At 53.9% G+C, this 25,517-nt stretch carries 19 protein-coding genes, 3 pseudogenes and 1 other annotated feature; of the genes and pseudogenes, 7 read left to right on the forward strand and 15 right to left on the reverse strand.

The window, feature by feature from the left end; all coding sequences use genetic code 11:
- Nucleotides 1-11: 11 nt before the first annotated feature.
- The 5 genes from GHH_RS13275 to GHH_RS13295 form a co-directional block, all read right to left on the reverse strand.
- Complete coding sequence (locus GHH_RS13275; RefSeq protein ID WP_014196429.1) at nt 12-731, reverse strand: hypothetical protein; 720 nt, start codon at nt 729-731, stop codon at nt 12-14.
- Nucleotides 728-1,303: a fimbrial protein gene (locus GHH_RS13280; RefSeq protein ID WP_013144607.1), complete on the reverse strand. Its 576-nt coding sequence runs from the start codon at nt 1,301-1,303 to the stop codon at nt 728-730. Before GHH_RS13280 ends, GHH_RS13275 begins: the two co-directional genes overlap by 4 nt.
- Nucleotides 1,293-2,231 (reverse strand): type IV pilus biogenesis protein PilM, encoded by a 939-nt coding sequence (gene pilM / locus GHH_RS13285; protein ID WP_015375504.1) that lies wholly within the window; start codon nt 2,229-2,231, stop codon nt 1,293-1,295. The genes GHH_RS13280 and pilM overlap by 11 nt, the downstream gene beginning before the upstream one ends.
- A 21-nt stretch (nt 2,232-2,252) precedes the next feature.
- Nucleotides 2,253-3,014 (reverse strand): A24 family peptidase, encoded by a 762-nt coding sequence (locus GHH_RS13290; RefSeq protein ID WP_015375505.1) that lies wholly within the window; start codon nt 3,012-3,014, stop codon nt 2,253-2,255.
- A 61-nt stretch (nt 3,015-3,075) separates the two neighbouring features.
- Nucleotides 3,076-3,495 (reverse strand): type II secretion system protein, encoded by a 420-nt coding sequence (locus tag GHH_RS13295; protein ID WP_015375506.1) that lies wholly within the window; start codon nt 3,493-3,495, stop codon nt 3,076-3,078.
- 228 nt (nt 3,496-3,723) lie between these two features.
- Here GHH_RS13295 and GHH_RS19560 point away from each other — a divergent pair.
- The 3 pseudogenes from GHH_RS19560 to GHH_RS13310 form a co-directional block, all read left to right on the forward strand.
- Nucleotides 3,724-3,906: pseudogene (locus tag GHH_RS19560) on the forward strand (RNA-guided endonuclease TnpB family protein); the annotation flags it as partial.
- Between the two features lie 102 nt (nt 3,907-4,008).
- A pseudogene (locus GHH_RS13305) lies at nt 4,009-5,143 on the forward strand (IS4-like element IS5377 family transposase).
- A 13-nt stretch (nt 5,144-5,156) separates the two neighbouring features.
- Nucleotides 5,157-6,230 (forward strand): annotated as a pseudogene (locus tag GHH_RS13310) (RNA-guided endonuclease InsQ/TnpB family protein); the annotation flags it as partial.
- A 64-nt stretch (nt 6,231-6,294) separates the two neighbouring features.
- On the opposite strand, the gene GHH_RS13315 reads toward GHH_RS13310, so the two are convergent.
- Genes GHH_RS13315 through GHH_RS13340 form a run of 6 tightly spaced genes read right to left on the reverse strand, consistent with a single transcriptional unit; the run spans nt 6,295 to nt 13,994 of the window.
- A complete protein-coding gene (locus GHH_RS13315) occupies nt 6,295-7,506 on the reverse strand; it encodes a type II secretion system F family protein (protein WP_015375510.1) in 1,212 nt (403 codons plus the stop codon).
- Nucleotides 7,493-8,548 carry a type IV pilus twitching motility protein PilT gene (locus GHH_RS13320; RefSeq protein ID WP_041470558.1) on the reverse strand — a complete coding sequence of 352 codons (1,056 nt, stop codon included), beginning with the start codon at nt 8,546-8,548 and terminating at the stop codon, nt 7,493-7,495. The genes GHH_RS13315 and GHH_RS13320 overlap by 14 nt, the downstream gene beginning before the upstream one ends.
- A gap of 12 nt (nt 8,549-8,560) precedes the next feature.
- Complete coding sequence (locus GHH_RS13325; RefSeq protein WP_015375512.1) at nt 8,561-10,225, reverse strand: GspE/PulE family protein; 1,665 nt, start codon at nt 10,223-10,225, stop codon at nt 8,561-8,563.
- Nucleotides 10,222-11,592 (reverse strand): VanW family protein, encoded by a 1,371-nt coding sequence (locus GHH_RS13330; protein WP_015375513.1) that lies wholly within the window; start codon nt 11,590-11,592, stop codon nt 10,222-10,224. The genes GHH_RS13325 and GHH_RS13330 overlap by 4 nt, the downstream gene beginning before the upstream one ends.
- 16 nt (nt 11,593-11,608) lie before the next feature.
- Entirely contained in the window at nt 11,609-12,388 is a 780-nt protein-coding gene (locus GHH_RS13335; protein WP_015375514.1) for a PRC-barrel domain-containing protein, read from the reverse strand.
- Entirely contained in the window at nt 12,378-13,994 is a 1,617-nt protein-coding gene (locus GHH_RS13340; RefSeq protein WP_015375515.1) for a hypothetical protein, read from the reverse strand. Before GHH_RS13340 ends, GHH_RS13335 begins: the two co-directional genes overlap by 11 nt.
- A 143-nt stretch (nt 13,995-14,137) precedes the next feature.
- On the opposite strand from GHH_RS13340, the gene GHH_RS13345 reads away from it, so the two are divergent.
- Genes GHH_RS13345 through GHH_RS13355 form a run of 3 tightly spaced genes read left to right on the forward strand, consistent with a single transcriptional unit; the run spans nt 14,138 to nt 17,069 of the window.
- Nucleotides 14,138-14,758: a prepilin-type N-terminal cleavage/methylation domain-containing protein gene (locus GHH_RS13345; RefSeq protein WP_015375516.1), complete on the forward strand. Its 621-nt coding sequence runs from the start codon at nt 14,138-14,140 to the stop codon at nt 14,756-14,758.
- Nucleotides 14,742-15,320 carry a PilW family protein gene (locus GHH_RS13350; protein ID WP_014196441.1) on the forward strand — a complete coding sequence of 193 codons (579 nt, stop codon included), beginning with the start codon at nt 14,742-14,744 and terminating at the stop codon, nt 15,318-15,320. The genes GHH_RS13345 and GHH_RS13350 overlap by 17 nt, the downstream gene beginning before the upstream one ends.
- Before the next feature lie 42 nt (nt 15,321-15,362).
- Nucleotides 15,363-17,069 carry a hypothetical protein gene (locus GHH_RS13355; RefSeq protein WP_015375517.1) on the forward strand — a complete coding sequence of 569 codons (1,707 nt, stop codon included), beginning with the start codon at nt 15,363-15,365 and terminating at the stop codon, nt 17,067-17,069.
- Nucleotides 17,070-17,164: 95 nt separating this feature from the next.
- Here GHH_RS13355 and GHH_RS13360 read toward each other — a convergent pair whose 3' ends face one another.
- The 3 genes from GHH_RS13360 to GHH_RS13370 all read right to left on the reverse strand — a co-directional run bounded on the left by GHH_RS13360 (nt 17,165) and on the right by GHH_RS13370 (nt 23,659).
- Nucleotides 17,165-19,435, reverse strand: a complete 2,271-nt coding sequence (locus tag GHH_RS13360) for a VWA domain-containing protein (protein WP_015375518.1) — start codon at nt 19,433-19,435, stop codon at nt 17,165-17,167.
- Between the two features lie 68 nt (nt 19,436-19,503).
- Entirely contained in the window at nt 19,504-20,799 is a 1,296-nt protein-coding gene (locus GHH_RS13365; RefSeq protein ID WP_015375519.1) for a folylpolyglutamate synthase/dihydrofolate synthase family protein, read from the reverse strand.
- Between the two features lie 217 nt (nt 20,800-21,016).
- Nucleotides 21,017-23,659: a valine--tRNA ligase gene (locus tag GHH_RS13370; protein WP_015375520.1), complete on the reverse strand. Its 2,643-nt coding sequence runs from the start codon at nt 23,657-23,659 to the stop codon at nt 21,017-21,019.
- Between the two features lie 100 nt (nt 23,660-23,759).
- Nucleotides 23,760-24,092 (reverse strand) — a binding site (T-box leader).
- A 139-nt stretch (nt 24,093-24,231) separates the two neighbouring features.
- Here GHH_RS13370 and GHH_RS13380 point away from each other — a divergent pair.
- The gene (locus GHH_RS13380; protein ID WP_011232115.1) at nt 24,232-24,420 is read left to right on the forward strand and encodes a hypothetical protein; all 189 of its coding nucleotides are present in this window, start codon (nt 24,232-24,234) and stop codon (nt 24,418-24,420) included.
- Nucleotides 24,421-24,458: 38 nt separating this feature from the next.
- Here the strand turns inward: GHH_RS13380 and ysxE are convergent, their stop codons facing one another.
- Nucleotides 24,459-25,490, reverse strand: coding sequence for a spore coat protein YsxE (gene ysxE, locus GHH_RS13385; RefSeq protein ID WP_015375521.1), 1,032 nt, complete (start codon nt 25,488-25,490; stop codon nt 24,459-24,461).
- Nucleotides 25,491-25,517 lie beyond the last annotated feature (27 nt).

A 25,517-nucleotide genomic window follows, 5' to 3' on the forward strand; every position in this document is an offset into this window, starting at 1 on the left:
CACCATCCCCGCTACCGGCCCGAAGACGGCGCCATTTCCACGAGCGGATTGTCTTTGCCGCTTGGCGGAGGGACATCGCGGATGGGAATGAGCTGCTTCCATTTCTCAAGCTGCGGCGCGTAAAAGGCGCGGACATTGATGGAATAGGCGAGCGGTTGCACGTCGACAGCGGTGGACGTCAACTCCGGCGGGCCGGTAAACGTCAATCCTTCCACCGCCAAAATGCGCTCGGAGTGCTCAAGCACCTCTAAAAACCGTTCAAGCTGATAATAGGAGGGAGATTCCACCGTCAATTGGGCGGTAATAGACTGGATGCCGCTTGGAGGAATCAACGCCTTGTCTCCGGACGCCTTGCTTTCCGCTCCATTCGCGTTCCCTTGCGAAGGAGATTCTCCGGTTCCTTGCCCTTCAGCGAAGCTGACGCTCAATAGCCGGCTGTCAGAAATATATTCCGCTTTTTGAAACGTCAGCAACAGTTGGTCGGCGAACGGGCGCACCGGCACTTTCCTCTGCAAAGCCGCCAGGCTCTCTGCCGTTTCTTCTCGATTCCCCGCCGCCTGCTTTTTCATTGCAGCCAACACGTTTTTCTCGCTTTGTACGACCGCCTCGAGCCGATCCATTTGTTCGTAGCGCGGCATGAGCACAAAAACATAGAAAGCGGCAAACAAAAGAGCGGCAAGAAGAAACACCCCGGTAAACACGAGCGGCCATTTTCCAAAACGGCCCATCATTCGTTGTCCCCCTCTTTTCCTGTCGGCTGAAGTTCCAGCTCATATTGCGCGATATACCGCGGCACGATCGTTTCCCCCTCTGCCCCGCCGCTTTCGCCGCTGGCCGAGATGCCGGTCAATTTGACGGCTTTGACCAAATGAACTTCCTCAAGCCGATCTAAATAATAGGCCGCTTCTTCCGCCGCATCAAACTGCACTGTCATCGTCACCGTCTTTTGACCAGCATACGAAAAGTTCATGATAAAGCCGCGCTCCGGCAGTTGTTTGGCCAACGCACGCAACAGCGGCACCGTTTTGAGCGGATAACGGTTCGCCCATTCGACCGCTTTAGCAAGCTCTTGCTCAGCTTGCTGCTGCTCCGTCGTTTTTCCCTTCGCCTCCATCGCCGCCTGCTCGGCGCGCACTTGCCGAAGCTCCCCTTCAAGCGCCGCGAGCCGTTGATTCGCACGCTCCATCAGCCAGTAGCCTCCCCCAGCGCCAAGCAGCAGAAGCAAAACGGCGAAGGCCGCCAGCACGGCGCCCGCCGCACGGCGCGGCTCTTTGCGCGGCAGCAAGTTGATGTCAACGATCATGGTCAGCCATTCCTTCTTTCAACGCCAATCCCCAGGCGAGATGATAACGATCCGGCAACGGATCAATCGAGCGAGAAAGCCGCTCCGGCGGCACATCAAGCCGCTCTGACATAACGGCAAACACATCGTCAAGCCGCGGATGGTCGCCGGTGAGGAAGAGGCGCGTAATTTGCTGTTTTCCTTGCTGGATGGAAAACGAATAAAAGCTCATCATCCGCTCGATTTCTTTATACACGTCAATAAACGGGTCGACGATCGCCGCCGTCGGCTCCCCGGGCGCCTCAAGCGGCACATGGCGCATAAACTGCGGCAAATGGCGGTGGAAGACGCTCAAATTGACAGCCGATTCGTCAAACTGGACAAGCAAAATGTGGTCGTCCGCCGCGGCTTGTCCGGCAACAAAAAACGGGCGATAGGCGCAAAGCGGGGACACATCGGCCGCCACCGGGCGCAGGCCTGCGTCTTCCAAGAGCGCCGCATATTCGGCCACCGCCTCTTCCGGCGCGGCAAACAACAGCACGTTCAGCACCTCGTTTGTTCTCTCGGCCACGACGTAGTCAAACACCGGATCGGCGAACGGAAGCGGAATCGATTCACCAAGCTCCATAAACAAATAGCCGCGGATGTCCTCGTCCGACAAATGAGCGGGAAGCGGCAAATGGCGGATCATCACAAACGGATCGGGAACGACAAAGCGGACACGCCGCCCGTCAAGTTTCCATTCGTCAACACATTCGTCCAAAATCATCGCCAACGTTTCCCGATCGGCGATTTTTCCATCGCGAATGATGCCGGGCGGCAAGGCTCGCTCGCCCCATCGCCTCGCCTCGGGCGGCTGCCCCGGCTTTGCTTCCACATAGCGCAGGACATGATCTTTGATGATGATATTCGCCTGTTTCGCCTTTCGCCGCCATAACGCCATCTTCATTCCGCTTCCTTTCTGCCGTCTTTACATAATGAGTGAAATATACGCGCGCACGATCGCTTCTCCGAAGAAAAACGCGGTCAACGCCCCGAGTGCGATCGCCGGCGCAAACGGCATCGGCTTGCCGCGCCGCACGCGGCCCAACGCCATGCCGACAAGCCCGATCACCGTTCCGTACAACGTCGCCAAGAAAAACGCGAGCAACACCATTTTCCAACCGAGCACAAACCCAAGCACGGCAAACAGCTTCACATCGCCGCCCCCCATCCCGCCTTTGGACAAAACGGCGATCAGCCATAAAAGCGAAAATCCGACCGCCGCCCCAAGGAGCATATCGGCCCACGGCAAAAACGGGATCACAAGCCGTTCAACCAAAAACAAACCGGCAAACACCAAAAGCACCCGGTCGGGGATGAGCATGTAGCGAAGGTCGGAGACGACAATGATGGCAAACAAGCTGATCAACGTCCACGCCACAACGAGCCGCCCGCCCCAGCCGACCCACATCGGCGCGGCCGTAAACAAGGCAGCGGTGGCCAATTCCATCGCCGGGTAAAGGGGGGAGATGCGCCCCCCGCACCCTTTGCACCGCCCGCGCTGCACGACATACGACACAACCGGAATGAGCTCCCCCGCCGATAGCGTCCGTCCGCACGCCGGACAATGCGACCGCGGCCTGATGATTGACTCCCCGACCGGCACCCGCAGCCCGACAACGTTGAAAAATGAGGCGAGGAGCAATCCTACTAAAGCGATATATACATATACCCCAACGTCACTTGCCATTACAAGAGCCCCAATAATTTATTTTAAGTTACCCTTGCGCTGTTATTGTTCTTCTGATTCATTATTTATTTGCACCATCACTTCTTTTATTTTGCAATTCTTCTTCTGTTAATGCATCATCATCTAGCACGGTGTTAGCGTCATGGTTTTTTAATACATAAGAATACTTTCCGTTTTCATCGTCTTTGCTGACCTCAACCTCATAATCTTTGCCTTCATCCTTAACATTGTCCAAATAAGAATCTAATTCCGTTTTACTTAAAGTATGTGGAAATGTTTCTGGAGTATTGGCCGTCATATACAATTTCGCTGCATTGATAATTTGAATTCCTTCAGCAATTTTGGCGTCATCTTTTGACTTATTAATCAACCCCCCGATCGCCGGAATGGCAATCGCCGCGACGATCCCTAAAATGACGATGACGGCGAGCAGTTCGATGAGCGTCAAGCCGCGCTCGTTTTTCAACACCCGTTTGAACATGGTTCACTCTCCCTTTCTTTCATTTTTAGCCTGTTTTCCCTATTATTCTACAACATAGGAAGAAAAATAGGAATATATTCTTATTTTATCTTAATTAGGCGAGAAGACTCCCACTTCAACGAAGCGAAGCGGAGTAAGTGGGAGATGAATCGCCTTAACTATATTTTGCTGAAAATAGGATAGATTCAGTAAAATATAGTATCATATAGTTAGATGGGAGGTGAAAAAATGTATTTTTGTATCAAACAACAGCTAAATGGTTTGACCAAAGAAGAATACTTGACTCTTCGAGAACTGTGCCATATTGCCAAGAACATGTACAACGTCGGATTGTACAATGTCAGACAATACTATTTTGAACACAAGGAATTTCTTAATTATGAGAAAAACTATCATCTTGCAAAAACTAACAGGCGTGTTGATTATCCAATAAAATCCAAAGGGTATAGAAAAAAGAGCACCTTTCCTGTAGAATGTGAGTAGCGACACAAACAAACCCAGGAGGTGCTCTCTATGAACAAGCATACCACACTCCCGAATTTGATGCAAAAACTTGTTTCGGATGAAGAGATTCAACTGATTGCCGAAGCGGTTGGGTATCGTGATTCGTCTCGAACCTTTACGTTGCGCGAGTTGATTCACTTCTTCCTGCTGGCCGCCATGCATCAATGGAAAAGCTTTCGCCACGGAGCCGATGTGGGGCCTCTGTATGGATTGCCGCGATTCCATTATTCAACTGTATCCAAGAAAGCGAAAGAAGTTCCCTATGACATCATGAAACGCTTGTTGGCGTTGATCATTTCCAAGTGCAACCGCCAAACCCGCCGTTCGCTTCGGTTTCCCAAACCGCTTCGGGTGGTGGATTCGACGACCGTCACGGTCGGGAAAAACCGCCTGCCATGGGCGCCGTATCACGGCGAACGCGCCGGAGTGAAGCTGCACGTCGCGTATTCGCCGGAATCCTCGTTGCCGGCAGACGTGGTGGAAACCATCGGACTGCGTCATGATGGCCCGGTGGGAGAACAGTTGACGAACGCTCAACAAGTGCTGGTGGAAGACCGGGCGTATTTCAAAATCGAACGCCTCGATCGATTTGTGGAGCAGCATCAGCTCTTTGTCATTCGGATGAAGGACAACATCGAACTTCATCAGAAAAAAAGCTTGAAACGCCTTTCCAGCACATCCTCATCGGTTCAAGCCGACTTCACGTGCCAGTTGGGGACGAAACAATGCCGCTCCACCAAGCGTCACCGGGTGGTGATCTTTCGAGATGCGAATGGCCGCGACATTCGGGTCGTGACGAACCTCTTCCATGCGTCTGCGGAAACCATTGCCGACATGTACCAACAACGTTGGACTGTTGAGGTCTTTTTCCGTTGGGTGAAGCAATATCTGAATGTCCCGACCTTGTTTGGCACGACGGAAAATGCGGTATACAACCAACTGTTTGCGGCGTTCATCGCGTATGTGTTGCTGCGATGGCTGTATGATACAAACCAAAAAACAGACGAACGTCTCTCTTTCCTTCATTTCGTTCGTTCGCCGTTTTTTCTCTGGGCAGCTTCCTCTCGATTGGAAATCCGGGATGGCCGCTGCTTTGTTTGAGTATGCCCAAATTTATGGAAGGCGTATGTCTAATTTTGGATAATCAACACTCGTGAAAAACTAACGAAAACTATAAGCTGTTAAACAGCAACATGGCACAGCAAATTTTAAAAAAGGTCAATGAAGCCTTTAAATCTTTCTTTGGTTTGATCAGTCTTGCCAAACAAGGAAAATATGACCACAAGGCTATCAGTATTCCAAAATATCTTAAAAAAGATGGCTTTCATTCACTGATCATTGGCCAGATTCGTATAGACGGCAACAAATTTACGATACCGTATTCTCGCCTATTTAAAAAGACTCACAAGCCTATCACGATAACGATTCCGCCTGTGTTACTGGACAAAAAGATTAAGCAGATTGAAATCATTCCTAAGCATCATGCCAGGTTCTTTGAGATTCAGTACAAATATGAAATGCCTGAAGATCAAAGAGAATTAAATGACCAAAAAGCACTGGCAATTGATTTAGGATTAAACAATTTTGCCACTTGTGTCACATCAGACGGCAGATCATTCATCATTGATGGGCGGAGATTAAAAAGTATAAATCAATGGTTTAACAAAGAAAATGCCAGACTTCAAAGCATAAAAGATAAGCAAAAAATCAAAGGCACCACTCGTAAACAGGCTTTGCTTGCTATGAATCGCAATAATAAAGTGAATGATTATATCAACAAGACTTGCCGTTACATCATTAACTACTGTATTGAAAATCAAATTGGCAAACTTGTCATTGGCTATGCGGAAACATGGCAACGCAATATGAATCTAGGAAAAAAGACAAATCAAAACTTTGTCAATATTCCTCTCGGTAACATAAAAGAAAAACTAGAATATCTTTGTGAATTTTACGGCATTGAATTCTTGAAACAGGAAGAATCATATACGTCTCAAGCCAGCTTTTTTGACGGCGATGAGATTCCTGAATATAATGCCGACAATCCAAAAGAATATAAGTTCAGCGGCAAACGTATTAAGCGCGGCTTGTATCGAACAAAGTCTGGCAAACTAGTTAATGCTGATGTCAATGGCGCATTAAACATCTTAAAGAAAAGTAAAGCTGTAGACCTGAGTGTCTTATGCTCTAGCGGCGAAGTGGACACGCCTCAAAGAATAAGGATTGCTTGAAGCAGTCAAACTTCTTTGGAAGCCCCCACTTCAAATTTTCGCTAGAAAATTAAGTGGGGGTAGTTCACTGTTGAATATGGTTGAAAATATCATACATCGGCACGATGATCGAAGTGACGATCGTCCCGACGACGCCGGCGAGAAGCACGATCATGAGCGGTTCGATGAGCGATTTCAACCGGTCGGTGGCTGCATCGACTTCCGCTTCGTAAAAATCAGCAACTTTGCCGAGCATGGCGTCAAGCGCACCGGTCTGTTCGCCGATCGTGATCATTTGCGCAACAAGCGGCGGAAACACCCAATGGCGGCGGAGCGGCTCCGAGAGCGATTGCCCGCGCTCGAGGGAGGTCCGCGCTTCAGCCAGCACAGATGCGATCACTTCATTTTCCACGACGCGCCCGGCGATGGAAAGCGCCTCTAAAATCGGCACCGAGCTTGCAACAAGCGAGCTGAGCGTCCGTGTCAGGCGGGCGAGCGCCGCTTTTTGCACGAGCGTGCCGAACATCGGCATCCGCAGGGCGGCATAATCCAAATAGTACTTCGTTGTCTTTTGCCGCCGAAAAGCCACAAACGATGCGTACACGCCGGCAAAAAGCAGGACGACGGCCCACCAATACCGCTGCATCACACTGCTTGCCTTGAGCACAAACTTCGTAATCGCCGGCAGTTCGGCGTGAAACTCGGCGAACATTTCGACGAACGTTGGCACAACGGCGACAAGCAAAAAAATAACGACCGCGGTGGCAATGATGGCAACAGCAATCGGATAGGCGAGCGCCGAGGCGATTTTTTGCCGCGTCCGATGCATTTTTTCAAAATGATCGGCCAAGCGGTCAAGCGTCTCGTCAAGCGTCCCGCTCGCTTCACCGGCGCGCACCATGTTGACAAACAGCGGCGGAAAGATGCGCGGATGATTCGCCGCTGCCGCTGAGAGCGGGTTCCCGCTGCGCAATGACTGTTCGATGTCAAGAAGCGTCTTAGCGAGCGGCTTGCTTTCCGTTTGCTCCGCCAAAATGCGGATCGAATCGACGATCGTCACTCCGGCGCGCACAAGCGTTGCGAACTGGCGCAAAAAGATGACAAAGTGCTGCAGTTTGACGGCGCGGCCAAACGAAATTTCTTTGTTCCATATAGACGGCGGCACTTCGGCAAGCACCAGCGGGCGAATTCCTTTTTCCCGAAGCTTTGCCGCCGCCTCGCGCCGCGAAACGGCAGTGATCACTCCCGCTTTTTTCCGTCCGCTTCGGTCGCGCCCCTCGTACTTAAACTGCGCCATCGTCCCCACGCTCCCCTGCCAAATACACTTCAGCCGCCAGCGGATCGATGCGTCCAGCGGCTGCAAGTTCCTTAACGCTCATTTCCATCGTCTGCATGCCGAGGCTGCGGCTCGTTTGCATAATGTTGATGATTTGATGTTCTTTTTCGTTGCGGATTAAGTTGGCGACGGCCGCATTGTTCACTAAAATTTCCAGCGCTGCCGTCCGCCCGGTTTTGTGTCTGTTTGGAAACAAGCGCTGAGCGATGATGGCCACGAGCACGGAAGCAAGCTGCAGCCGGATTTGCGCCTGCTGGGCCGGCGGAAAGACGTCAATCATCCGCTCAATCGCCGCCGGCGCGCTCGCCGTATGAAGCGTGCCAAGCACTAAATGGCCCGTTTCCGCGGCGGTGATTGCCGTTTGGATTGTTTCCAAATCGCGCATTTCCCCGACTAAAATGACGTCTGGATCTTGACGAAGCGCAGCGCGCAATCCGGCGGCAAAACTGCCAGTGTCGAATCCCACCTCGCGTTGGTCGATGATCGATTTCCCGTGTTTATGCAAATACTCGATTGGATCTTCCAGCGTGATGATATGTTTCGACATCGTTTTGTTCATATAGTCGATCATCGCCGCCAATGTCGTCGATTTGCCGCTGCCGGTCGGTCCGGTGACAAGCACAAGTCCGTGCGGCTTTTCGGCGATGCGCTTTAAAACATCCGGCAGGCCAAGTTCCTCCAGCGTCGGGATGCGCACCGGGATGAGGCGCACGGCGAGCGACACGCATGACCGCTGTTTAAACACGTTTAAGCGAAAGCGGGAAACGCCGGCAATGCCATACGAAAAATCAAGCTCTCCGGTTTCCTGAAACTGCTGCCAAAGCGGCGCCGGAATGACGGCTTTCGCCATTTGCTCTGTTTCCTCCGGGTGCAGGCGCTCATGGCCGTAAGCTCTCAACTCCCCGTTCACGCGAAAAATCGGCGGCGCGCCGACGGTTAAATGCACGTCGGAAGCGCGGCATTCAAAGGCCGCGCGCAATAACGCCTCAAGCTTTTCCTTCATCCATCTCACCCATCAATGCAAAATGGCCACTTTCAGCACTTCTTCAAGCGTGGTCAACCCTTGCTTCACTTTCAACAGCCCATCATCCAGCAAAAAAATCATTTTGTTTTGCAGGGCAAGCTCGCGCAATTTCGAAAACGGCTCGTTGTTTAAAATGACGCGCCGCATCTCATCGGTGACAACAAGCAGCTCGTGAATCGCCAGCCGTCCGCGGTAACCGGTCATGTTGCACATCGGGCAGCCGCGGCCGCGGACAAGTTGATGAACCTCAATGCCGCGGCGGGCGAAAATGTCCCGCTCCCGCTTCGTCGGCTCATACACCTCTTGACAGTCGCGGCAGACGCGGCGCACAAGCCGCTGCGAGACAACGCCGGCGAGCGATGTGGCCACTAAAAACGGCTCAATCCCCATATCGATCAGGCGGGTGATCGTGCTTAATGCATCGTTCGTATGGAGCGTGCTCAACACTAAATGACCGGTGAGCGAAGCGCGGATCGCCACTTCCGCCGTCTCGCGGTCGCGAATCTCCCCAACCATGATGATGTTCGGGTCTTGACGCAAAATCGAGCGGAGCCCTTGGGCGAACGTCAAGCCGACATTCGGGTTGACTTGAATTTGGTTGACGCCCTCGATCTGATATTCGACTGGATCTTCAATCGTAATAATGTTCACGTGCTCGCTGTTTAAATGGTTGAGCGCCGCATAGAGCGTCGACGATTTCCCCGAACCGGTCGGTCCGGTGATCAAGACGATGCCGTTCGGCCGCTCGATCAAGCGGATGAACCGATCTAAATTGACCGGGTTGAAACCAAGTTTATGAATATCGTTTAACGCTGCGCCCAAGTCGAGGACGCGCATGACGATTTTCTCACCGTATACGGTCGGCAGCGTTGAAACGCGCAAATCAACCGGATGAAAATCGATGTCCATTTTGATCCGTCCGTCTTGCGGCACGCGGTGTTCGGTGATGTCCATATTGGCCAAAATTTTAATTCTCGCCGTCAACATGCTTTGCATATGTTTCGGCAGCGCGCGTTCGGTGCGAAGCAGGCCGTCGATCCGATAGCGGATGAGCACTTTCGTCTCCTGTGGATCGATATGAATGTCGCTCGCCCGCTGTTCAACAGCAAGCTGCAAAATTTGGTTCACCAAACGAACGATGGGAGAATCGTCCTCAGCAGCCCGCTCGTCGTCGCGCACCTCAGGCGGCGGCGTTTGCAAAAAATCCTCAAATGCTTCGTCGATGTCGTAATATTTATTGATCGCCCGCAAAATATCGTCTTTTGAAGCGATCGCCGTTTCAATTTGAAACCCGGTCGATAGGCGCAAATCGTCGATGGCGAAAAAGTCCATTGGGTCGGCCATGGCAACGAACAGCCGATCGCCTTCCACCTTGAGCGGCATGACCATATGGCGGCGGGCAAACTCTTTCGGCACGAGGTTTGTCGCTTTCGGATCGATCGGGTACCGGTACAAACTGACGTGCGGAATGCCGAGCTGAAACTCGAGCGCCTCAATCAGCTGCTGTTCGGTGATGTAGCCGCGCTGCAACAAGGCGTCGCCGAGCTTTTGCCCGGGCGCCTTCTCGCGCAGCGCCTCGGCCAGCTGGCTTTCGGTGATCAACCCCGCTTCGACAAGCAAATCACCAAGCCGTTTCCGTTCCTGCTTTTTGCTCATTTTTCCTTCCCTCCGCCCGCATCCGTCTTCTCTTCACTGCCAGCGGCGGGGGCCGATTCCCCGTTGCCCGCCTCATCGCCTTTCTTTGACCCGGTCCCGCTCTCTATATTCCCGCCGCTGTTTTCCGCAGTCGAATCCGGTTGGTTCGCCGCTCCGTTGTTTTCCGTCACCCCATTCGCCGGCTCCATCGTTCCGCCTTCTCCGTCGCCGCTTTGCCCAACATTGCTTTCCGGCACTTCAAGGCCGCGCACGTGAATCGTATACGTTGGCGGATAAAAATCTTCGCTCACCGTTTCTTTGCGCACGAGCCGAGCGCCGTCGCGCACTTCGCGTTCCACCGTCACAACCAGCCCCGGCCGCCCGATCTGTTCCGTCCTCTTCTCGTCCGGCGCCAGGCGCGCGTCATAGCGGACGATGACACGCGGTTCGATAGACTCCGCCTCGCCTAGGCGAATGATATATTGATAGGCAAACGGCAATCCGATAATGGCAACACGCACCTTTCGTCCATCATGCCGGAGAAGAAGCGTGTAGTCGGTCGTGTTGGGGTTGAACCATTCCAAATCGCGGCCGCCGCTAATGGCCGCCTCAAAACCGGGCGTCACTCCATCCGGCAACATACGGCTCGTATAGCGCTCCACGACAGTGAAATTGGTCGCCAGCACCGCCCGGTACACCGCTGAAGCGATCGCATCGGCCGCTTCATCGGACAAATCGGCCTTCACCTTTTTCATATAATCGCCAAACGAAAACAGCTGTTTCGCTTTGATCACCGCGCGCCGCTCGCCAGACAGCCAGCGGACGGCCGAAGAGTCAGGCGCCGATGCGGCCGCTTCGCTGACGACCGGTTGCCGGCCGTTTGCAAACGATATGTAGCGAGCCAAGTCGATCGGAGATGATGGCTTTTGCAGCTGAGCCGCCTGTCCCTCTAAATCCGCCCCAAGCTTCTTGATGTCAAGCGCCGATAACGCCGCCGGCGGAACGATGGCTGCCGCCGCTTGGAGGCATTTTTCTAAATCAGCGATCACAAACAGCGGCGTGCGCCTCCCGTCGACAAACCGCTTCGTGCTCTCGGCAAGACGGAACGCAAACGCGTCCGCCGGCAGGTCAATGCGCTTTTCTTGGTACTGCAAAGAAATGGAAGCGGTCGCCCGCCACTCGTTCACCCGCTCGACAACCGCCTCTCGGGCTCTTTCCGGCGTCATGCCGGAGAGTGACACCGGACCGACCGCCGTGCCCGGGCCAAGGCGGCCGTCATCCGGGGCCAAAACATCATAGGCGAAGGTGCCCAGATGCGAAAAAGCGATAAAATAAACGGTGCAAACAGCCATGACAACAAACAATTTCCACGCGGCAGCCTTTTTCACCGCCGACCCTCCTCCATTACGCCTCCACATTCATCGAGACATCGACGATGACGCTTGGCCCCGCCTCTTGCGCCCTGCGCACATCCTCTTCTCCAAGCAGAGTGCCCGCTTTAAACAGCAGGCGGCCGTCTGCATCATAAATATCTTTTGTCAGCCGCTTTCCAGCTAACAGCGCAACTTGTTTTTCCCTCAGCGACTGCAGCGCTTCAACATTTTCCACGCTTTCGGCCATCGCCTCCATTTGCGCGGAAACGTCCTCTTCCGCCATGCCGCCGGTTGGCTCGATGCTCTCTGCCTTCAACAACTGCGCCGGGTCATCAAGAAGCGACTCGTTCGCTCCGTCGTTGATGATCAAAATATCTTTGCCGTACGTCAACACTTCCGAGGCCGGCAGCACCGCTTCCCCTTTCTCGAGCTGAAGAGCGATGCCGACAATATCCCCTGACTCTTCATCAACGAAAAACTCGCGGGCTTCGCCGAGCAGCTGCCCTTTGCGCGTGATGGCTTTCGTATTTTTAATCCGGATTTGCTTATTGACGAGCTGATTGGCGATCGGAATTTCCGAGAGGTCAATTACATCGTGCCCTTGCTCCACCGTCACGGCAAACTCGCCGATGCCAACGACTTTTTTAAACGGAATCGCCTTTAAACTGAGCTGCACATCGTCTTGTTCCACGGTCAAAAAATCGATCGACCCTTTGTCCGGGTTGATCACCAAACTTTTCACCGTGCCGATTTGTGCACCGTCAGCAATGCTGATGATCGGCAGTCCAATGATTTGCGCGCTAGCTTTCATCTTGTTCACCCCAACTATTTAGTGTTGCGGCAAACTGCCGCCAAAGCGCCAACTCTTCGGCCACAGCCGGATAGGCGCGAAAACGGTCAGCGAGCTCCTCAAGCCACGCTGCGAGCTTGCCGTACTGTTGTTCTACTACATAATGTTCCATTAACAAACGGGCCAATACGTAATAATCGCGGTCAGAAAGCGGAGCGTCCAAACAGCGGCGGATGCAGCGTTCGTAATCGGCGGCGCCCAAACGACGGCGGTTGAGGCGCAATTCAAGAACGATCGCCTGCACGACTTCCGGACCGATCATTCGCGCTGGCCGTTCGCTCTCTTCCTCCCGCCGGCTTTCCGTTTGCCCATCTTCTTCCGGCTCGCGGCGCTCGGTTGATTGTTCGCCTTCCGACCGGCCATGCTCCGCTCGTTGCCCTTCCTGCCTGTCAGGCTCTGCTTTCATCGCGTCCTCCTGACGGGGCGGTTCGGCAGCCTCGTCCGTTTCCGGCAGCGAACAGTCGACAATACCCGGCATTGCTTCTTCCAAAAGCGCCCCTTCACGCGGCATTGCCTGGCCGGAAGGCAGCCCGTTTTCTACAGCAGAAACGCCCGCCGAGCTAGAAGACATGAACGCGGAAAGTTGCCCCTCCTCTTCTTCATGGCTGAGATCAAGCGCCTGCAACAGGCCGCGGCCGTCGGCGGCCGCTCCCGCCTGCAGCACCGCCGCTTCGATGTCTGGCGTCATCGAGACCGGCAGCTCATCGAGCCAATCGCGCAGACGGCGCGCCGGCTCAACATTCAGCCCGCCACCGTCACCCGTCATGGCGGTCGGCTCTACTGCATCCAAATCCAAGGCGGACAACTTCTCCAGCTCCACACGATCCGAATCCAACGGGAAAAACTCCTCTTGCTCGGCATCGTCTCGGTCCACGGAGCGCATTTTTTGCTCCGCATCGGCCGAATCCAACGAAAGCAGCTCCTCCGGCTCGGTTTGATCCGCTCCGGGATCGGAAGCGGCTTCCTCTATGCCATCCATCGATCGAAGCAAGAAAGCAGTCTGTTCTTCCCAGGGCTCCTCGCTGGATTTCGGTGCCCGCTCCGTCTCTCCCGAAGCTGCTTCCGACTCTGCAGGCGACGCTCCTGAAGCGGTGTTACCGGTTTCCTGCACGTGCGATCGCAACGCCTCCCCACCCGAGTCAACGCCTTGAAATTCCCTCGAAGCGCCGTTTTGTCCAAAAGCTGCCGGCCAGGCCGAATCGACTAGATGTTCCGTTGCATTCTGGACCATCGTCCCGTACCTATCGCCCGCTGCCGTCCGATCGCCACTCCCTTTCCATCCTCCCTTTCTCCGTTCCCCAGCTTCCTCCGTCTCCACCGACCGGTAAAGAAGCGGACCGAACCAACGATCAAGCAAATACGAGCCCGCCAACAGCAAAAGCCCGACGAGCAGGACGATTTGCCATAACGGAATCACCGATTCGGCCAACTGCGCCAGCCCCGCAGCCAAAAAGGCAGCTGCCACCACCGCCGCGCCCCCGGCCCTGCTGAAGCCAAGCGGCAGCAGCCAAACGGCCAACAGCGCCACTATGAATGCAACAACGTAAACAACCGCCTCTTTCCACATGCCCACCCGTTCCTTCCCGGCGTATCATTGGCAATAACGCGACAAATATGCCATTGCTCGTTCTCTTATCCTAAAATTCTACATGGTTCGACTCGAAAATATTGTATAATAAAGTTACATATTTTGAAAGAAGGTTATGACAAATGGCGGGAAGCAATTTTCCTCTTCCTAGTCGTCAAGCAGGATTTACGTTGATCGAAACGTTGCTGGCCATCACTCTTTTATCGGGCGTCGCGATCGGTTTGTTTTACTTTTTCACGAATGCGATGATGCATACGTCTTACAACCAAGGTCGGACGGTGGCCGTCAACGTCGCCCGCGGCGTCGCTGTCTATTTTGAAAAAAACGCAGATTTCTCCCGGCTAAAAGAGTATATGGAAGACCATCAAACACCGTTTCTTAAGCTAACAAAAGACGACTGCGGCAACGAATCGTTGGCGGCGCTGTTTTTTCCCGGTGAATCTGGCCAACCGCATACGGTATGTGAAGCGCAGTTCGCCCCGAAAATCAACAATGTCCGTTACGAAGCTTCCGTTTACCTTGTCCGATACGACAAGGAGGCATGGGATGCATTCACTTCATCGTCGGAATTCGCTTCCTTGCCTGCGCCGCTGCAGGCGCGCATCCGCGCTGAAACGGAAAAAGCAGCCGAATCAAACGCCGGCGGCTACATGACCAAATTATACACCACCGTCCGTTGGGGCGAGCGCACGAACGAAACGGCGTGGGTCGAAGGGGTGATCACCGATGAAACGATCCGCTAGAAGCGAAGCCGGTATGACGATGATCGAGCTGTTGGCCGCCGTTTCCATTTCTTTGCTCATCATCGGCGCTATCTACACGGTGTTTTTAACCGGCATTCGCGCCTACGAGCGCATCGGCATCGAAAACGACTTGCGCAGCGAAGCGGACTACACCATGGCCCGAATAATGAACGAGCTGTACACGCTCTCTCCAGATGGAATGGAAAGTCAAGAGGAAAACACGCCGTTAACGGCCGTCACCTTTGTGAAAAACCAAGAATTCAAAGCCGATGCGGACACCGGGCTTGTCTCCCGTGAAGAGAAAAAGCCGGAAAGCATCGAGCGGATGACGCTGTCCATCCAAGACGGCGCGCTCGCGATCAATGGCGAAACGATCACCTCTTCCCGCTTTTTGCTGGGCGACTCTTCATCGTTTTCATTCCGTTGCGCACGAAAAGAAGGCAACCTGTGCCGCAGCGGCGTCATGACGATCCGTCTCATTGTCTCCGACCGTCGACACGCCGACCCGAGTGGTTGGCTGTATGTGCCGCCGTTTACATTGACAACGGAATTTGGTTTTTAAGTATTACATTCCAAAACTTTGTCTGCGAAGGGAGGGGCTGCGATGAACCGACTGCGCTTGAACGCCGCTGGCTACAGTTTGGTGACAACAATGCTCATGATCACCCTCTTTTTTTTGCTCGGCTTGACGATTTTTACAGTCGCCGTCCAGCAAGCGCGATTTACCGCGGTGCGCGTCGAGAACATCGAATCGTTTCACGAAGCCAAAACAGCCCTTAATGAAGCAATTGCTGAGCTTAAAGCTGAGCTTTCAGACGATGATTTTTTTGTTCACCATGACATTTTCACCCCCAGTCAATGGGATGCATTTCTCGGCATTAACGAGGACACCCCCAGCCCGGAGACGATCACCGGCAAGCTGAAAGCGCGCTACGGCGTGGAGGTGGAAAACGTGTCCTATCGCTTGTACAACATTCCGACGAACAAAGTGTTCCTCCGCGCGCTCAATTTGTCCAAACCGTTTACGGACGGCCATCGCGAGCGGAAAGTCAAACGGCTCGTCTTTTTAACGAATACGCCCAGCTTTCTCAAATACGCGCTCGGATCAAAAGAAACCGTCATCTTAAACGGCGGCGTCTACGTGGAGCAAGGGAACGTATACGCCGGACAAAACGCTTACATCAGCAACGCGGCAAACTACGTGAAAAAAAGCGGCGAGTTAACGATCGCTCCTATCGATGCCGGACTGCCCGCATCAATGAGCGATTCGATTTGGCACATTCATGACAAGCTGCTGTTTTCATGCACGCAAACGAGCAGTTGCTGGAAGACTGGCGGCCGAGCTTTCCAAATGGAAGAAGGTCTTTTCTTCCCAGGATGGCCGGACGATGGCGGCCCTCTCATTCAACAAGAGACGGACGATTTCATCGATACTGATTTCGAGCGCACCGTGAAAGATAAATTGCTTCAAGCGGCCGGTCTCTCGCCGTTGTCGCCTGAAACCCAACAAGCGTATATCGAGCGCATTGAAAACGATCACCAGGCGCCGCTCGATGTAGCGTGGGAGCTTGAGCAAGAAGGGAATTTGGCTCGGGTCGTGACAGACGACGAAACGCCGTATGAACAATCCATCAATCAGATGCCAAAAGACAAGCCGCTTTGGTTGGACGCAGAAGGGAAGGAGATCACCCTTTATCGCGACATTGACGTGCGGCAAAATGGCCAAAACCAATGGCTCATTGTCAATGGCGATCTCCGCATTGAAGGACCGACAAAATCAACAGCGGCTGTACGCGGCAATTTGATCGTGTTCGGTGATTTGACGCTCACCGGAAACTTGGCGTTGAACGCGAGCATTTACGTCACTGGCAAGACGACCATTTACAACAGCCATATCGACGGAGCGGATGGAAAAGGGCTCGTGTTGTTGTCCAAAGGCACGCTCGATATCGCCCGCATCAATGAATTTCAAGACTCAAGTGAAATCCCGAACTTAAAAGGGTATTTTTATACGGACAGCAGCGCGACGATTTATGCTGTCGGATCGTATTTGTACATTGAAGGCGGGTTGTTCGCCCGCGGGAACGGAGCGGCTGCTCCGGATACAGACATCAACGGGCTCGTCATCAACGCCTTTCGCGGCCGGATCGAGCCGAAAGACGGTGAGCCGGGGAACTTCATTCCAAGCTCTGACATGCAACAATCCCGTCTGATCGTCAAATATAATCCACGGGTGTTAGTCGAACAAGGAACAGGATTGCCGTTTGTCAATCAAATCTCGCTCGTCGCCGACCGGCTTGAAGTTGAGTGAACGAAGACGGCTAAATTCCCTCTCTCATCCTCTCGATCCCTTGGACACAATGAAAAAAAGCGGCTCTCCAATTCAGGAGGCCGCTTTTTCCATCATCACCAACGCCCACCACTGCTGCCGCTTCCCCCCTCATCTTCACGCGGTTGGACAAAGACCCACACTGAGGCTTGAATTGGCCTGCCATCCGGCGTTCTCGCATTGGCGGTCGCCGTCACATACGCATAGCCGACATCCACTGCTTCCAAATACCATCGGCCATTTTCTTGGACAACGTCGACAAACCGGGAGTCAGACGATGTCACAGAGCGGAGCGTTTTATCCGTCGCATTTTCCGGGATAAAGCGGATCTGCTCCGCCACTTCGAGCCGATCGCCCGGATTCATATAGATCACCGGGTTGCGGAAAGCCATGCCTGTGAGCGCTACGTACGGATCAATCACCTTGATGACCGCCGATGCCGACGAGTTGCCGCCATCGGTCGCGCGGACGGTGATCGTAACCGTTCCAGGCTTTAGCGCTGTCACCGTGCCGTTTTGGTCTACGGATGCGACATTCGGGTCGCTTGATGTCCACGCAAGCGTTGGGTTCGTCGCGTCGCTCGGCTCGATCGTCACTGGAATGGTTTGCATTTGGCCAACGTTCATCGTCTGTTCGTAATTACCAAATGTCAAGCTATGAACCTTGACAACGATCGAGATCGTGGCCGATTTTGCGATCGGCGGCTGCAGTTGCCCATACACATCGCGGTATGTCAACTCTGCGGTCAACGTATAGGTCCCTTTTTGCTTAAAGGAGACGGAAACCGGAATCGTAATAGGAGCCGGCGCCGGCTTCCCGACCTCATACGGAATCGAAAACGAAATATACGCATTTTGCTTATTTTCATCCAGCCATACTTGGCCATTTTCCGCAACGGCGACATTGCCGCCAAATGACGACAGCGGAATGCGAATCGTTCCGGTGACCGCCGGGGTGGTGGCGAGCTGGGAAAACTGCTGGAATAAAGCGGTCAAGTTTTGCGCCGTTCCTTGGCGCGCCTCGCCGCCGGCAGTCGCTGAAAGCGACCGTAAATAGTCCATATCAACTTCATCATTGTCGCCGAAGCCGATGGAATAGAGCGTAATATTGTTCAGTCCAAGCGCTTTGGCCACGCTGATGGCATGGCTGCGAATTTTCTTCTCTATGCTGCCGTAACGAAACGGATAGTCGCTCCGGCCTAAAGGGACATCAGCATCGTTTACATAATCCCATCCATCGCTTGTAAACAGGCGGGAAAAGCCACGCTTGTCAGTAAAACGAATGCCGGCCGTCCCGTTTGTATATAGTTCATACGTCAGCGGCAACGGCGCCGTGATTTTTTCTCCTGTATAGTAGTAGAACCAAAGAATCCGTTCGACTTCCCGATAGGTGATTGTTTCTGTTGCGTTAAGGGTGGTCGGCATCCCGTCTGTCAAGAAAATTACATACTTTTTTCGCACCGGGTCGTTAAAATACGACTGCGCAAGCGACAGCGCCGCCGAATAGTTCGTGCCGCCTCCAGCGGTCAAACTGTCGCCGACCGTCCGAATTTTCTCGAGTTGGGCGGCGACATTCGGCTGATCCCCAAACGGCACGATATCTCTCACCGAGTCAGAAAATGGAATAAGGGCAAAACGGTCATTCGGATGCGAATGAGCTTTAAAGTAATCGACAGCCGAGCGGAGCGCCGTCTTGGCGCTCGAAAGCTTCTCCCATGTCATCGAGCCGGAGACGTCAAACACAAACACAACGTCGATCGGCGGACGGACGGGCGACGAAACGGCCCCTTGTGGAATGAGCGTCACATCGAGCCGTCCTTCGGCATTGCCGTTCGGCGGCTTGGCGTATTCCGGCTGTGAAAACGAAAGGGAAAAATCCAATTTAGCCGTGCTCGCCTCAGTTTGCCTCGTATATTGATAAGGCGTCTGTGGGAACGAAAAATACACATCCTCTTTTCCATTTCCTAACACACGATACGCATCGACGGTGATTTGGTAAGTCTCCCTCGTTCCCGGAGCCGACGGCCAATTCTCGCGCATATCAAGAGAAAACGTATACTTTTTCTCACCGTTTCGGTCCGCCGGCGTTTCCACCGCTTCGGCTCGGTAGCTGACTGCCGTGCCGCTTTGTTCCTTCGGCTGAATGCGAATCATAAAGTAGCGAATGCTGTTCCCTTGCCCGTTGCCGCTCCCTGGTGCGGTCGCCCATCCCTCAATCTTCTCATCCGAAACGAACGTAATGGCCCCCTCTGTTTGATCGGCATACACAACACCTGCTTTCATCGGCCATAGGCTTGCCATCAGCCAAAACAACATTCCCCATAAAAGCCAACCGCGCCACCGCTTCATGCGCCTCCCCTCCCGCGCCAAAAGAACTATCTTTCTTCCATTATATCAATCCTTTTCATCGCTTGGCATTATTTTTTTAAACGTTTTCGCACTTCAGATATAAAGTAAAGCGATCCTGTAATGAGCATCAACTCATCGCTCCCCATTTGGTTTTTCTTTTCCCCGATCCAACCGATCCAATCACCTGTCACCGCTTTCTGCGGATGGGACGAAAGGTCCGCCAGCTGTTCCGCCGCCGCCGCGCGCGGAAAGTCAAACGTGGTAAACGTGATCGTATCTGCAAGCTCATCAAGCTGCCGAATCATCCGCTCCAGCGGCTTGTCGGTCAGCGCGGCGAACAAGACATGGACGCGCTTGTCGGGATAATGAGCGCGCACCGTCTCGACAAGGGCGCGAATGCCGGCTTCGTTATGGGCGCCGTCGAGAATGATGAGCGGTTTGCCGCTCACCCGCTCAAACCGGCCGGGCCAAGCAGCAGTGGCCAGCCCATCGGCGATATGCTCCGGCTCGATTAAAAACGAATAGCCAAGGCGCAACAATTCTGCCGCCATCACCGCCACCGCCGCATTGTCGACTTGATGGGCGCCGGGCATTTGAATGCGCAAATCGCGGTATTCGGCAAACGGCGTGGCGAGGGAAAACTGCTCTCCTTCGGCGATCGTTTTCCAGTCTGTTACAGTAAAATCAACGCCGAGACGATATGTTTTCGCCTTCCGCTCCGCCGCCGTTTTGGCGATCACTTCCCACGCCTCCGGTTCCTTCACCGCCGTCACAAGCGGCACGCCCGATTTGATGATTCCGGCTTTCTCCGCGGCGATTTGCCCAAGCGTATCGCCTAAAATGTTCATATGATCGTAGCTGACGTTTGTAATGACAGAAACGAGCGGATAAATGATGTTAGTTGAGTCCAAGCGGCCGCCGAGCCCGACTTCAATGAGCACGATGTCTTGAATGTTCTGTTTTCCAAAATAATACAGCATCATCGCCGTGATCACTTCAAACTCGGTCGGTCCGCCAAACTCTGTTTGTTCCAACTCATCGGCAAGCGGCTGAATGACTCGCACGAGCTCGACGATCTCTTGATCGGAAATCGGTTCGCCGTTGATGCTGATTCGTTCGTTAAACTGCTCGACATACGGCGAGGTGAACGTGCCGACCGAATAGCCCGCCGCCTGCAAAATCGAGCGCAAATAGGCGACCGTTGACCCTTTGCCGTTCGTTCCCCCGATATGGACGGCGCGGACGCGGCGTTCCGGGTGGCCGAGTTGTTCCATCATCCATTCCATCCGTTTCAATCCCGGTTTCATGCCGAGCCGCAGCCGCCCGTGAATCCAAGCGACTGCTTCTTCATACGTTCGAACCATGTTCATCGTCCTCCTTTTTCCATTGGTGTCTTGCCGCCCCCTGCCGGCTTCATGCGGCAGATGCGCCACACATCGAGAAGCGTGGCGAAAGCGAGTATATGTTGACAACAAACCTCTTCTCAGAATATGACAAACCTTCCATCATGATCCATCGAAAAAGACGAATCCACAGGAAAGCGGATTCGTCTTCATCATAATCAACCGCCAGATCGTTTGTCTACCGTTTGAGCTCGGCGAGGCGCGCCTTGACGGCTTCGCGTTTTTCGATGTAATCTTGCCGCTTGCGCCGCTCTTCTTCGACGACATGAGCCGGCGCTTTCGCCAAAAAGCCTTCATTCGCCAGTTTCTTTTCGACGCGCTCGACTTCTTTGTTCCATTTGTCAAGCTCTTTTTCAAGCCGCTTAATTTCTTCCTCAATATTGATCAATCCTTCAAGCGGCATGATGAGCTCGGCGCCGGTGACGACCGCCGTCATCGCTTTGTCCGGCGCGGGAACGTTTGTATCAATCAAGAGCTCGCTCGGGTTGCAGAACCGCTCAAGATAGGCGCGGTTTTTCATGAGCACCGCCCGCACTTGTTCATCTTTCACCTTAATATAGAGCGCAATCGGCTTGCTCGGCGGCGTGTTCACTTCGGCGCGGACGTTGCGGACGGCGCGGATGATGTCAACCAACAGCCGCATTTCTTCCGCGGCTTCTTCGTTCGACAGCTCAGGGCGCACTTGCGGCCACGGAGCGACGGTGATCGATTCGCCTTCATGCGGCAAGTTTTGCCAAATTTCCTCGGTAATGAACGGCATGAACGGGTGAAGCAGGCGCATCGTGTTGTCGAGCACATACGCCAACACGGAGCGCGTCGTCTTTTTCGCCGCTTCGTCGTCACCGTAAAGCGGCAATTTCGCCATTTCAATGTACCAGTCGCACAAGTCGTCCCAAATAAAGTTGTACAGCGTACGCCCCGCTTCGCCGAATTCGTATTTCTCAGCGAGCTTCGTCACCGTCTCGATCGTTTCGTTGAGACGCGTTAAAATCCAATGGTCGGCGACCGTTTTTTCGCCGCTCAAATCAAGCTCCTCGTACGTCATGCCGCCCATGTTCATCAAGGCAAAGCGCGAGGCGTTCCAAATTTTGTTAGCAAAATTCCACGTCGCTTCGACTTTTTCTGTGCTGAAGCGCAAGTCTTGCCCCGGCGAGCTGCCGGTCGCCAAGAAGTAACGGAGCGCATCGGCGCCGTACTGGTCGATCACATCCATCGGATCGACGCCGTTGCCGAGCGACTTGCTCATTTTCCGCCCTTGGGCGTCGCGGACGAGGCCGTGGATGAGCACGTCTTTGAACGGGCGCTTGCCGGTGAATTCGAGCCCTTGAAAAATCATGCGCGACACCCAGAAGAAAATGATGTCATAACCGGTGACAAGCACATCGGTCGGGTAGTAGCGCTTGTAATCCGGCGATTCTGTATCCGGCCAGCCCATGGTCGAGAACGGCCAAAGCGCCGAGCTGAACCATGTGTCGAGCACATCGGGGTCTTGTTCCCAGTTTTCGATGTCTTTGGGCGGTTCATGGTCGACGTAAATTTCACCCGTTTCTTTATGGTACCATGCCGGGATGCGATGCCCCCACCAAAGCTGGCGTGAAATGCACCAGTCGCGGATGTTTTCAAGCCAATGCAAATACGTTTTTTCAAACCGTTCCGGCACGAACTGCACTTTGCCGTCGGTTTGCTGGAGCTTGATGGCGGCTTCGGCGAGCGGCTTCATTTTCACGAACCATTGCGTCGACAAATACGGTTCAATAACTGCGCCGCTTCGTTCGCTATGGCCGACCGAGTGAACATGCTCTTCAATCTTAAAGAGAACGCCTTGTTCTTGCAAATCGCGGACGATCTGCTTCCGGCATTCAAACCGGTCAAGCCCTTGGTATTGCAAGGCGTTTTCGTTCATCGTGCCGTCTTCGTTCATGACGAGAATGCGCGGCAAGTTGTGGCGGTTCCCGATTTCAAAGTCGTTCGGGTCGTGCGCCGGCGTAATTTTGACCGCCCCAGAGCCGAACTCCATGTCGACGTACTCATCGGCAATGATCGGAATTTCACGGCCGACGATCGGCAGCTTGACCGTTTTGCCGATCAAATGCTTGTACCGCTCATCATCCGGATGGACGGCAACGGCCGTATCGCCGAGCATCGTTTCCGGGCGGGTCGTGGCCACTTCGATGAAGCCGGAGCCGTCGGCGAGCGGATAGCGCATATGGTAGAGCGCGCCTTTGACCTCTTTATACACGACCTCAATGTCCGACAACGCGGTTTTCGTCACCGGGTCCCAGTTGATGATGTACTCGCCGCGGTAAATAAGCCCTTTCCGGTAGAGAGAGACGAACACTTCGCGCACCGCTTTTGAGAGCCCTTCATCGAGTGTGAACCGCTCGCGCGTGTAATCGAGGCCAAGCCCCAACTTCGCCCATTGGCTGCGAATATGGCCGGCGTATTCTTCCTTCCACTTCCACGTTTCTTCTAAAAATTTTTCCCGGCCTAAATCGTAGCGCGACAGCCCTTGCTGGCGCAGCTTCTCTTCCACTTTCGCCTGGGTGGCGATGCCGGCGTGATCCATTCCCGGAAGCCACAGGACGTCATACCCTTGCATCCGTTTCATGCGCGTAATGATGTCTTGCAGCGTCGTATCCCACGCATGCCCTAAGTGCAATTTGCCGGTGACGTTGGGCGGCGGGATGACGATCGTAAACGGTCGTTTGTTCGGATCACCGGTCGCTTCAAAAAATTTTCCTTTCAGCCACCATTCGTAGCGCCCCGCTTCGACCGCGCGGTGGTCGTATTTGGGCGGCATCGACACTTCGTGCTGTGCCATGTTTCATTTCCCTCCTTCAACATAATGGACAATGCGGCCGACGGCGGCTTCCCACTGAGCAATGCCGCGCAGCCGGCAAGCAAAAAAGCCCCTTTCATCCAAAAAGGACGAAAGGAGCTGCTTTCGCGGTACCACCTTTTTTCTTAAGCCTAGAAGGCTGGTGATGGAAAGGTCTGCAACACGGCCAAACCACCGGTGAAAAACCGGCTTCGTTTGGCGAGCCAAAAGGTTGAGTTGACCAACCTTCTAGAAGCTTAAGCGCTTCATTGGCATAACGGCATGACGCCGGCTTCCTCTACTCGGCAGCAGCGCCTTTCAAAGAAGCAGCTCAAGGGCGACCTTCCAGCAGCCGTCATCCTAGGAAATCTCGCAGCTTCTGATTCCCCTCTCTGCAGGCGCGGACCGCTGTACTCCTCCCCGTCTTCGCTTTTGTCATCATGGTTCGATTATTATACTACCATTGTCCATCATCTTTGCCAAGTTTTTATTTATTTATTCCATCCGTGTGCATTTGGTGACAAACCATCGCACGTTTCATATTGTATAGTAAACCGGAGAAGGAGGGAATGTCGATGCGGCGATTCAACCCGTATTCGTGGCCGCCGTGGCTGAGGCAAGTGCGCGCCGTCTGCGCCCAAGTGATCATCCCGCTCACCATTTTTCAAGCGATCCGCACCATTTTTCTGCCAACGACGTTTGATGTCATTTTATTGGCCATCTTCGTTTTCATTGCCGTGGCGCTCCATCTGGAATGGATTTAGTGCGACGCCGTTTTGTTTGGGCTGCATTCAAAACCCATTTAATCATTGCTGCTTTCATCCGCCGGCGGTTCGTTGTCTACCGCTTCTTCCTGCTGCCGCACGGCGTCGCGTTGGACAAGGTGCATAACGAGCGCCTCCATATTTTTGAACGCCAAATAACGACGCTGCAACGCGGCCACATATTCCCGTTCGTTCCGCTCGTTTCGCGAAGCGGCCTCATACCGCTCCAAACAGCGGACAAACCCACGCGGCTCCGCCAAATGGCTGTATAAAAACGCCCGCTCCCCGTCGGACAGCGGCAACTCCTTCTCGTACTCCTCCATTCCTTCAAGCCACTCGCGCCCAAGCGGCGGCATTGTCTGTACGTGAAAACGGAGCGCGGCGATCACATCAAAGAGCGGCGAATTCCAATGCGCCCGCTCCCAACTGATCCAATACGGCGGGATATAGTGGGAGAGGCGCGCTTTGCCGTGCACCCAAGCGATGCGCCATTGCTTCGTCTCTTTGAGCGTCTCTTCCCACACATCGAGCCGTTCTTCAGCGAACGAGTACGCGCGCATCACCTCATGAAAATACGTGCAGCATTGGAGCTGAAACGGAGACATGTACCACGCCGCTTCGTACCGCTCAATCCGTTCTTCCCACACCGTCCGCGCCCGTTGCCATTCGTCCTTTTTTTTCTTTCGGTACGCCGCCGCCTCTTCCTCACTCACCTCGATCGTGCGGACGGTGGTGCGATGGAGGCGGGCGAGCTCGCGAAAAAAGGCGTCCACGGCATCCTTCTCCACCTTTGATTCGCCGTCATGCCATGCTTGCAAATAATAAAGACGGCCGCCTTCTGTGGCAAACAGCGACCGCCGCCGCGTCAGGTAAAGCGGGAGACAACGGGGGCCGCCATGCTGAAGAGACTGCCAAACGGCGGCGGCTTCTTGCTCGCTTTCAAGCGTCTTTAAAGCGAAAACGCCGCGGTTCGTGTATACCTTGACGGCTTTGCCTCGCTGCTCCATGCGCACTGGACGAAGCCCATACTGGACGAGCACAGCATCATATCGGTCAGACTGTGCGGCCATCGTTACGCCCCCTTATCGGCAAAAGAA

Origin of the sequence: Geobacillus sp. GHH01 (assembly GCF_000336445.1) — a bacterium.
Lineage (GTDB): Bacteria > Bacillota > Bacilli > Bacillales > Anoxybacillaceae > Geobacillus > Geobacillus zalihae.